Source organism: Mesorhizobium sp. M7A.F.Ca.CA.004.12.1.1 (genome assembly GCF_003997835.1).
GTDB lineage: Bacteria > Pseudomonadota > Alphaproteobacteria > Rhizobiales > Rhizobiaceae > Mesorhizobium.
In genome coordinates this window covers 1-9,061 of the sequence record NZ_RZRK01000186.1, presented here as the reverse complement: position 1 = coordinate 9,061, position 9,061 = coordinate 1, and the positions used below count along the sequence as shown (strand labels likewise).

At 63.5% G+C, this 9,061-nt stretch carries 12 protein-coding genes; 10 read left to right on the top strand and 2 right to left on the bottom strand.

The window, feature by feature from the left end; genetic code table 11:
- The 7 genes from EN984_RS12405 to EN984_RS12375 all read left to right on the top strand — a co-directional run.
- Window positions 1-562 (top strand): hypothetical protein (locus EN984_RS12405; protein WP_245480056.1); only part of this gene is annotated, 562 nt, incomplete at its 5' end.
- Between the two features lie 44 nt (window positions 563-606).
- Entirely contained in the window at window positions 607-1,212 is a 606-nt protein-coding gene (locus EN984_RS12400; protein ID WP_127268406.1) for a glutathione S-transferase family protein, read from the top strand.
- Window positions 1,209-1,802, top strand: coding sequence for an urease accessory protein UreE (gene ureE, locus EN984_RS12395; protein ID WP_127268407.1), 594 nt, complete (start codon window positions 1,209-1,211; stop codon window positions 1,800-1,802). The genes EN984_RS12400 and ureE overlap by 4 nt, the downstream gene beginning before the upstream one ends.
- Entirely contained in the window at window positions 1,795-2,466 is a 672-nt protein-coding gene (locus tag EN984_RS12390; protein ID WP_164748834.1) for an urease accessory protein UreF, read from the top strand. The genes ureE and EN984_RS12390 overlap by 8 nt, the downstream gene beginning before the upstream one ends.
- Entirely contained in the window at window positions 2,463-2,903 is a 441-nt protein-coding gene (locus EN984_RS12385) for a DUF3995 domain-containing protein (RefSeq protein ID WP_127268408.1), read from the top strand. Before EN984_RS12390 ends, EN984_RS12385 begins: the two co-directional genes overlap by 4 nt.
- The gene (ureG, locus tag EN984_RS12380) at window positions 2,900-3,544 is read left to right on the top strand and encodes an urease accessory protein UreG (RefSeq protein ID WP_127268409.1); all 645 of its coding nucleotides are present in this window, start codon (window positions 2,900-2,902) and stop codon (window positions 3,542-3,544) included. Before EN984_RS12385 ends, ureG begins: the two co-directional genes overlap by 4 nt.
- Before the next feature lie 82 nt (window positions 3,545-3,626).
- Entirely contained in the window at window positions 3,627-4,394 is a 768-nt protein-coding gene (locus EN984_RS12375; protein WP_127268410.1) for a class II aldolase and adducin N-terminal domain-containing protein, read from the top strand.
- Window positions 4,395-4,663: 269 nt separating this feature from the next.
- Here EN984_RS12375 and EN984_RS12365 read toward each other — a convergent pair whose 3' ends face one another.
- Window positions 4,664-5,296: an HAD family phosphatase gene (locus tag EN984_RS12365; protein ID WP_127383766.1), complete on the bottom strand. Its 633-nt coding sequence runs from the start codon at window positions 5,294-5,296 to the stop codon at window positions 4,664-4,666.
- 246 nt (window positions 5,297-5,542) lie between these two features.
- Here EN984_RS12365 and EN984_RS12360 point away from each other — a divergent pair, with 246 nt between their 5' ends.
- The gene (locus EN984_RS12360; RefSeq protein WP_127268413.1) at window positions 5,543-6,502 is read left to right on the top strand and encodes a sugar-binding transcriptional regulator; all 960 of its coding nucleotides are present in this window, start codon (window positions 5,543-5,545) and stop codon (window positions 6,500-6,502) included.
- 37 nt (window positions 6,503-6,539) lie between these two features.
- Here EN984_RS12360 and EN984_RS12355 read toward each other — a convergent pair whose 3' ends face one another.
- Window positions 6,540-6,725 (bottom strand): hypothetical protein, encoded by a 186-nt coding sequence (locus EN984_RS12355; protein ID WP_127268414.1) that lies wholly within the window; start codon window positions 6,723-6,725, stop codon window positions 6,540-6,542.
- Between the two features lie 110 nt (window positions 6,726-6,835).
- Between EN984_RS12355 and gcvA the strand changes: the two genes are divergently transcribed.
- Both gcvA and EN984_RS12345 read left to right on the top strand, forming a co-directional pair.
- Window positions 6,836-7,741, top strand: a complete 906-nt coding sequence (gcvA, locus tag EN984_RS12350) for a transcriptional regulator GcvA (protein ID WP_127272481.1) — start codon at window positions 6,836-6,838, stop codon at window positions 7,739-7,741.
- A 225-nt stretch (window positions 7,742-7,966) separates the two neighbouring features.
- Window positions 7,967-9,061: sugar ABC transporter substrate-binding protein (locus EN984_RS12345; RefSeq protein ID WP_164765451.1), on the top strand; the 1,095-nt coding region annotated here is incomplete at its 3' end.

The following is a 9,061-nucleotide window of genomic DNA, read 5'->3' as shown; positions in this document are numbered from 1 at the left end:
CTTCCCGCACATCCGCATCGTCATGGGCATGGTGATCGGGCTTGGCGTCGCCCGCCTGCTGTCGGGGGTGGCGCGCATCGTCCAGCATCCCGGCCAGTACAAGCTCTATCCCGTGCATCTGGCCTGGGTCGTCTCGGTGCTCCTGATGCTGGTGCATTTCTGGTGGTGGGAGTTCGGCCTCTACGCCATCGAAACCTGGACCTTCGGCAAGTACCTGTTCATCATCTTCTACGCGATCACGCTGTTCCTGCTGTGTGCGCTTTTGTTTCCCGATTCGATGCTGGACTACACCAGCTACGAGGATTTCTTCTATTCGCGCCGTGCGTGGTTCTTCGGCCTGCTGGCTGCGACCTACCTGCTCGACGTGGTCGACACGCTGCTGAAGGGGCCGGAGCATTTCGCCCGCTTCGGCAGCGAGTATCTGTTCCGCACGCCGGTCTTCGTCGCGCTCTGCATCATCGCGATCCTGGTGCGCGACCGCCGCTTCCACATCGCCTTCGTCACGGCGGCGCTTATCTACCAGATATCGTTCATCCTGCGGCTCTTCGACACCATCGTCTGAACGAACGCGATGGTCTAGCTTGTTGGAGAAAGGCAGGGTTCGACATGTACAAGGCCGTTGGATCGCGCGGATCCCGGGTCAGCCGCGTTCTCTGGATGCTCGAGGAGCTCGGGCAGCCTTATGAATTGGTCGAGGTTCATCTGCGCTCACCGGAAGCCTATGCGCTCAACCCATCGGGCAAGGTGCCGATCCTCATCGACGGCGAGCTGACGGTGACGGATTCGGCGGCGATCTGCGTTTATCTAGCCGACAAGCATGCCGACAAGGACATGGGCGCCAACCCGGGCGTCGCGGGCCGTGCCGAGATGGATTCCTGGATGCATTTTGCCCAGAGCGAGTTGGAAGCGCCGCTGTGGAACAAATTGCGCCATCGCTTCCTGCTGCCTAGGGATGTGCGCGTCGATGTCGGTCCTGCGGCGGCTTACGATTTTGCCTCGGAACTGAAGGCGCTGGAGCGGCGGCTGGGCGACAAACCGTTTGCGCTCGGCGATCGGTTTTCCGCTGTCGATGTGCTGCTCGGCGACATGGGCGGCTGGGCTCGCGCCGGCCGATTCCCGATCGACTCCGAGCGCGTCAACGCCTATTTCGACCGCGTGCTGGCACGGCCCGCCCGTGCACGGGCGCAAGCAAATGGGGGATCCATGAAATGAAGCTCAACCTCAACACCGACTTCACCAAATTCCCGCGGGCCGTCTCCGTACTGTCCGCCGGCAACGCCGGAACCACGCTACCGTCCGGCCGGGCCATTCTCGCCCATGACGAGCGGCATTTGCGCCGCCGCGCCATCGAGCTTGCCGACGGCAGCAAGGTGCTGGTCGACCTGCCCGAACCCGTCGCCTTGAACGATGGCGACCGGCTGGTGCTGGAGGATGGCGGCCATGTCGAGATCATCGCGGCGCCGGAAGAGGTCTATGACATCCGCGCCCGCGACGGCGTGCATCTGGCCGAGCTCGCCTGGCACATCGGCAACCGCCATCTCGCAGCAAGCATCGAGGCCGGTCGCATCCTCATCCTGCGGGACCATGTTATCAAGGCGATGCTGGAGGGGCTCGGCGCCACGGTGGCCGACGTTTCCGAACCGTTCAAGCCGGTGCGCGGCGCCTATTCCGGGCATGGCGGGCAAAGCCACGATCACGGCCATGCGCATGCCCACAGCCACGCCGAAGCGCACAGCCATTCTCATGACGAAGCGCATACCCATTCGCACAGTCACGCCGGCCATCACCACGATCATGGCTGACCAGCCTTCGAACATCGCCCTGCTGCGGCTGATGGCGTGGCTGTCGCCTGCCTTTCCGGTCGGCGGCTTTTCCTACAGCCATGGTCTCGAGCGCGCGGTGCATGACGGGCTGGTTGCCGATGCCGGGAGCCTGGCCGGCTGGCTGGAAACGCTTGTCGAGATCGGTTCGGGCTGGAACGACGCCGTGCTGTTCGCCGAGAGTTGGCGCCGCGCACGCCACGCCGGTGATCTCGATGAAGTGGCGGCACTCGCCGAGGCGCTGGCCGGCTCGCGCGAACGCCATACCGAAACCATGCTGCAGGGTGCGGCCTTCCTCAAAGCGGCGGCAGCCTGGCCAAATCCGGTGCTGAAACGGCTGCCGGCTGAATGCGCCTATTGCGTCGCCGTCGGCGCTGTTGCCGGCGGCAATTCAATTGCGCTTCAGGATGCGCTGTCAGCCTTCCTGCAAACCTTCTTCTCCAACCTCGCCCAGGCGGCGATCCGGCTTGGCATCGTCGGCCAGAGCGGCGCGACCACGTTGTTAGCCGGCTTCGAGCCGCTGGCGCTGACGACCGCAGCCCGCGCCGCGCGCTCGACACTGGACGATCTCGGTGGCTGCGCCTTCGTCTCCGATGTCATGGCGATGAAGCACGAAACCCAGTATTCGCGGCTGTTCCGCTCATGACTTTTCTCGCCTTCGCGCTCTCCCTTGTTCTGCTGCTGATCACCGCGCTGCATGTCTATTGGGGTCTTGGCGGCATCTGGCCGGGCCGGGATGCGGCCTCGTGCGCTCGCGCCGTGGTCGGTTTTCGCGGTGTCGATGAGATGCCGTCGCCGTTCGCCAGTTTCGCCGTTGCCGCGTGCCTGTGCCTGGCGACACTATGGCCGCTGGCGCTCGAAGGCGTCTTTGCTTCACCCTTCCCAAAGCAGGGCCTCGCCGCCACTTCGCTGCTCATCGGCCTAGTGTTCCTGGGTCGCGGCATAGCCGGCTTCACGCCATGGTGGCGGCGGCTGGCGCCGGAACAACCTTTCGCGCGGCTCGATGTCCGCTATTATTCGCCGCTCTGCCTGTTGATCGGGCTCGGCTTTGCCATCCTCGCCATCACGGAGTTTCCGACATGACACAGACAAATGGCCCGCTGCGCATCGGCATTGGCGGCCCGGTCGGTTCGGGCAAGACGACGCTGACCGAAAAACTGTGCAAGGCGTTGCGCGACGAGTTTTCCATCGCCGTCGTCACCAACGACATCTACACCAAGGAAGACGCCATGATGCTGGCGCGGCTGCAGGCACTGCCCGAGGACCGCATCATGGGTGTCGAGACCGGCGGCTGCCCGCACACCGCCATCCGCGAGGATGCGTCGATCAATCTGCAGGCAATCGCCGAAATGAACAGGAAATTCCCGGATCTCGACATCGTCTTCATCGAATCCGGCGGCGACAATCTTGCCGCGACCTTCTCGCCTGACCTCGCCGACCTGACGCTCTATGTCATCTCGGTTTGCCAGGGCGAGGAGATTCCGCGCAAGGGCGGGCCGGCGATCACCCGCTCCGATTTCCTGGTGATCAACAAGAGCGATCTTGCTCCTTACGTAAACGTCAATCTCGATGTCATGGAGAGCGACGCCGGCCGCATGCGCGGAAAACGGCCGTTCGGCTTCACCGACCTGTCGCGCGGCAAGGGGCTGCAGGAGGTGATCGATTTCATCATCGAGCATGGCGGCCTGCGGGCCAGCGGTGCCGCTGCCAGCACGGCAGCGTGAGACAGCTATCCCTGCACCAACCAAAACCGGTTGCGGACATGGGCTGGCCACGGCATTCTTGCCGAAACCGGAGGATTTTAGGATGAGCCTTGCCCGTCTGCAAAAGGAAACGCTGACCAACCTGCCCTACTATGAGGAGCGCGTCGATCTTGCCTGCGCCTTCCGCTGGACGGCACGGCTCAACATGCATGAGGCGGTGGCCAATCACTTCTCGCTGGCCGTCAATGATGGCGGGACACAGTTCCTGATGAACCCCAACCAGGTGCATTTCTCGCGCATCAAGGCGAGCGACCTTCTGATGATCGATGCCAACGATCCAGAAACGCTCTCCGGCCCCGATGCGCCCGACCCAACGGCGTGGGGACTGCATGGCGCCATCCATCGCAATGTGCGCCACGCGCGCTGTGTCATGCATGTCCATTCGATCCACGCCACGGTGCTGGCATCGCTCGCTGACTCGACACTGCCGCCGATCGACCAGAATTCAGCGATGTTCTTCAATCGCCATGTCGTGGACGCGCATTATGGCGGGCTGGCCTTCGAGGAGGAGGGCGAGCGCTGCTCGCAGCTTCTCGTCGATCCCAAGGTCAAGGTGATGGTGATGGGCAATCACGGCGTGCTGGTCATCGGCGACACGGTCGCCGATGCCTTCAACCGCATGTTCTATTTCGAACGCGCCGCCGAGACCTACATCAAGGCGCTGTGGACCGGCCGCCCGCTGCGCACGCTTTCCGACGCGATCGCAGAAAAGGCCGCGAGCGAGATGGACGACTATCCCGGCCAGGCCGAACGCCATCTCAGCGAGTTGAAGGCGATCCTCGACGAGCAGGAACCGGTTTACCGGAATTGAGGACCCTTCTCCCCGTCACTATACGGGGAGAAGGTGCCGGCAGGCGGATGAGGGGCGGCGCAAGCCCCGAAAGTGTGGGACGAACCAAAACTCGGCCTGACCGTGATCTCAATACGCCATGGAAAGCGCCTTCATTGTCAATCGCGGCGCCGCCCCTCATCGCCCTGCCGGGCACTTCTCCCCGTATAGTGACGGGGAGAAGGACGCTCTTATTCGCCGGTTTCGCCAATCATCGACGTCGCAGGAAGAGCCACCCACTTTCCCCAAGCTTAAAGCCCCAGTTCAGTCCGCAATTCCTCGGCGCTGTTGATGACGACGGCGCCGGGCGGGCCTTCCATCGGCTTTTCCGGCCAGAAGATCGTTTTCATGCCCGCCGCCAGTCCCGCCATGGCGCCCGGCCAGCTGTCGTCGATCGCCACGGCGTGCGTAGGGTCGACATCGGCCAGATAGGCGGCGCGCAGGAACGGCTCGGCATGCGGCTTGCCTTCGCGCACATCGTTGCGGCTGATCGTCTTCATGCCGGGGTAGATCAGGCCGACCATGCTCAGATTGGCGTCGACGATCATCCGGTCCGAATTCGAGACCACGGCCTGCTGGATGCCTCTTGCACGCAGCTCGTTGAATATCTCGATCGCGCCCGGGCGCGGCTTCAGCCCGTCGACCAACGGCAGATAATGCTCGTATTTGCGCACGATCCAGTCGTCGAAAGGCAGGTCCAGGCCGAACTCGTCGCGCATCATCTCGTAGACCGGCCAGGCGGCGACACCGAGCACGCGCTCATGCAGATCGTCCGGCGGGACAAGGCCGACATTGCGCATCGCCGCCATCAGGGCTGCTTCGTGCAGCGGTTCGCTGTCGACCAGCGTGCCGTCCATGTCCCAGAAAACCGCTTTCGGCATCATGTGAGGCTCCTTTTTGCCATCCCTTAAAGGGTTTGAGCCGGGAGATAAACCTTCGGAGCACAAGAACCTGCCGCCTGCCGGGACCGCGGCCAAGTCTCTTTGGCGACACAGGCAAAAAACTGGGCCGTGCCTACGCCGATCGACAGCAAGCAATTGCTCCCGAGATTGACAATTGCGCAGCAGGCCGTTCCCTGCGAAAGTGGGCATGGGCCGCTCTCATGACCGGCGGTCTCGGGAGGCAGGACTTTGAATAGCCGGCAGGATGGTGGCAGCAACAGGCTGGACGATGCGGCGCGCGCCGGCTGGCTTTATTATGTTGCCGGCAACACACAGGACCAGATCGCTTCGACGCTCGGCATTTCGCGGCAAACGGCGCAGCGGCTGGTATCGCTGGCGGTGTCGGAGGGCTTGATCAAGGTTCGCGTCGACCATCCGATCGCCAACTGCCTCGATCTGGCGGCACGGCTGAGATCGCGCTTTGCGCTCGATCTGGTCGAGGTGGTGCCGAGCGACCCCAATTCGTCCTCGACCACGATCGGCATCGCCGAAGCGGCTGCCGCCGAGATCGAGCGGCGGCTGCGGTCACCGACCCCGATCGTCATGGCGATCGGCACCGGGCGCACGCTGAAGGCGGCGATCGAGCAGTTGCCGCCGATGGAATGCCCGCAGCACAAGGTGGTGTCGTTGACCGGCAACATCTCGCCGGACGGCTCGGCAGCCTTCTACAACGTCATCTTCACCATGGCCGACAGGGTCAAGGCGCGCTCCTTCCCGATGCCGCTGCCGGTCATCGCCTCGTCGCCGGAGGAGCGCGAGATGCTGCTCAACCAGCCGATGATCCAGCCGACGCTTGCGCTTGCCGCCGAGGCCGACGTCACCTTCATCGGCATCGGCGATCTCGGCCCCAAGGCGCCGCTCTACGAAGACGGCTTCATTTCGGAGAGCGAATTGAAGGCGCTGCAGAAGGCCGGCGGCATCGCCGAGATCGTCGGCTGGGTGTTCGATAGGGAGGGCCGCATGATCGAGGGCATCACCAACGACCGGGTGTCGTCGGCGTCGCTTCCGTCACGCGAGAAATCACTGGTCATCGCACTGGCCATGGGCGAACGAAAGCTGCCAGGCATCCTGGCGGCCGCGAACCGGCGGCTGATCAACGGCCTCATCACCGATGAACGGACCGCCGCCGCCCTGCTGGCCAACATCTGACCGGAACCACAACTGATTTGCGATAAAACCAACCGCGCTAGCTGTGCCGCCCGAAAGGGTCATTGCCATCGAGAAAACCGAGATCGCGCTGCAGATGCGGCGACAGGTCCCTGATGTCGAGATGTGCTCGTCTTTTGGCCGCGAACCAGCCGAATCCATCCGTCAGCCACGAAAACCAGCGGTGATCCGGTGCGGGAGTGCATTTTTGCTGCGCCATGGTCATGATCGTCAACCTTCGCTATCCTGAACCCGAATGACGGGTTGACTAGGAATGTCGGTCTTGACGGCAGTCTTTGCCAATCGAACGTCGATAAGGACCCATAAGGAGGCTTTATGCCGGACCTCAGCTCTCGGCAGGTTGCACAGCTTCCGCCGCTGCAGGCGATCCGGGTGTTCGAAGCGGTGGCGCGGCATCTTTCCTTCACCAAGGCCGCCAGTGAACTTGCCATGACGCAAGCGGCGGTCAGCTATCAGATCAAGGTGCTGGAGGAACGGGTCGGCGCGCCGCTGTTCCTGCGACGACCACGCCAGATCGCACTCACCGAGGCTGGACAGCGCCTCGCGCCGGCGGTCAGCGAGGCCTTTGCCATTCTCGGTCAGGCCTATGCCGCGGCGCGTGGCGGGGCCGACGGCTTGCTGTGCGTCACGACGGTGCTGACATTCGCCTCGAACTGGCTCGCGCACCGGCTGGGGTCGTTCCAGATCGCCCATCCAGCGCTGGCGGTGCGGCTCGAAACGTCGAGCCGCCTGACCGACTTTGCCCGCGAGGATACCGATATCGCCATCCGCTCGGGCGGCGGCAAATGGCCGGGCCTGGAGGCGCACAAGCTGCTCGATGCCGACTTCACGCCGATGCTGAGCCCGAAACTCGCGGCGACCATCGGCGGCGTCAGGGAACCGGCGGACCTGTTGCGGCTGCCGATCCTCGATCCCGGCGACATCTGGTGGACGCAATGGTTCGAGGCTGCCGGCGTGCATTCGCACGATCTTGCCAAGCGGCCCGGCAGCAGCATGGGCGCGCAGGCCTATGAGGCCAATGCGGCGATCGCCGGTCATGGCGTCGCGGTCCTGACCAGGGCGCTGTTCAAGGCGGAACTTGCCGACGGGCGCCTGATCCAGCCTTTCGATCTGGTTGGCGACGACGGCCATGCCTATTGGCTGGTCTACCCCGAAGCGCGCCGCAACGTGCCGAAGATCCGTGCCTTCCGCGACTGGCTGCTGGCCGAGATCGCCGGCTGACCGGCAAGCTTTCGGGCTGCGCCTGGTTCTCGCAGATCTATCCGCTGCTGCCTCACTGTATCCGGCCGGGATGATTCTCGCCCTGGCAATTTCCGCTCGTCCCGGCCTGCGGTGTCGCCCGGGTGCTGCGCTGCAGCATCGAATCCGACTTGACATAATTCACGCCAAGTGAGTAATTGCCCAAAGCCAAGGCAAATGCTCATCTTGGTTCAAGGGAGGAATTTGATGAAACTTCGCACGCTCACCCTGGGCTTGTTGTCGGCCAGCACGCTTGCGTTCGCCGCACATGCCGAATCCATCACCATCGCCACCGTCAACAATGGCGATATGGTCCGCATGCAAAAGCTGACCGAGGACTTCACCAAGGCGAACCCCGACATCCAGCTCAACTGGGTCACGCTCGAAGAAAACGTGCTGCGCGAGCGCGTCACCACCGACATCGCCACCAAGGGCGGCCAGTACGACGTGATGACCATCGGTACCTACGAGGTTCCGATCTGGGCCAAGCAGAGCTGGCTGCTGCCGCTCGACAAGCTCGGCGACGACTACGATGCCAAGGACATCATCCCCGCCATCGCAGGCGGCCTTTCGGTCGACGGCAAGCTCTATGCCGCGCCCTTCTACGGCGAAAGCTCCTTCGTCATGTACCGCAAGGACCTGATGGAGAAGGCCGGGCTGAAGATGCCCGACGCGCCGACCTGGGACTTCATCAGGCAGGCCGCCGACAAGATGACCGACCGCGCCAATGGCGTGAACGGTGTCTGCCTGCGCGGCAAGGCCGGCTGGGGCGAGAACATGGCCTTCCTGACCGCCATGTCGAACTCCTTCGGCGCGCGCTGGTTCGACGAGAACTGGAAGCCACAGTTCGATCAGCCGGAATGGAAGAACACGCTGCAGTTCTATGTCGACCTGATGAAGGCCGACGGCCCCGAGGGTGCGTCCTCCAACGGCTTCAACGAAAACCTGGCGCTGTTCCAGCAGGGCAAATGCGGCATGTGGATCGACGCCACCGTCGCTGCGTCCTTCGTCTCCGATCCCAAGGCATCGCAGGTCGCAGACAAGGTTGGATATGCGCTGGCACCCGACAATGGCCTGGGCAAGCGCGGCAATTGGCTGTGGGCATGGTCGCTGGCGATCCCCGCCGGGACGCAGAAAGCCGATGCCGCCCAGAAGTTCGTCTCCTGGGCGACCAGCAAGCACTATGCCGAACTGGTCGCTTCGAAGGAAGGCTGGGCCAACGTTCCTCCGGGCACGCGCTCCTCACTCTATGCCAATGCCGAGTACCAGAAGGCGGCTCCGTTCGCCAAGATGACGCTGGAC

What these genes read in the sequence shown, in the direction of transcription:
- EN984_RS12400 (WP_127268406.1), top strand. Translation starts at nt 607, where the DNA reads ATGTACAAGGCCGTTGGATCGCGCGGATCCCGGGTCAGCCGCGTTCTC.
- ureE (WP_127268407.1), top strand. Translation starts at nt 1,209, where the DNA reads ATGAAGCTCAACCTCAACACCGACTTCACCAAATTCCCGCGGGCCGTC.
- EN984_RS12390 (WP_164748834.1), top strand. Translation starts at nt 1,795, where the DNA reads ATGGCTGACCAGCCTTCGAACATCGCCCTGCTGCGGCTGATGGCGTGG.
- EN984_RS12385 (WP_127268408.1), top strand. Translation starts at nt 2,463, where the DNA reads ATGACTTTTCTCGCCTTCGCGCTCTCCCTTGTTCTGCTGCTGATCACC.
- ureG (WP_127268409.1), top strand. Translation starts at nt 2,900, where the DNA reads ATGACACAGACAAATGGCCCGCTGCGCATCGGCATTGGCGGCCCGGTC.
- EN984_RS12375 (WP_127268410.1), top strand. Translation starts at nt 3,627, where the DNA reads ATGAGCCTTGCCCGTCTGCAAAAGGAAACGCTGACCAACCTGCCCTAC.
- EN984_RS12365 (WP_127383766.1), bottom strand. Translation starts at nt 5,296, where the DNA reads ATGATGCCGAAAGCGGTTTTCTGGGACATGGACGGCACGCTGGTCGAC.
- EN984_RS12355 (WP_127268414.1), bottom strand. Translation starts at nt 6,725, where the DNA reads ATGACCATGGCGCAGCAAAAATGCACTCCCGCACCGGATCACCGCTGG.
- gcvA (WP_127272481.1), top strand. Translation starts at nt 6,836, where the DNA reads ATGCCGGACCTCAGCTCTCGGCAGGTTGCACAGCTTCCGCCGCTGCAG.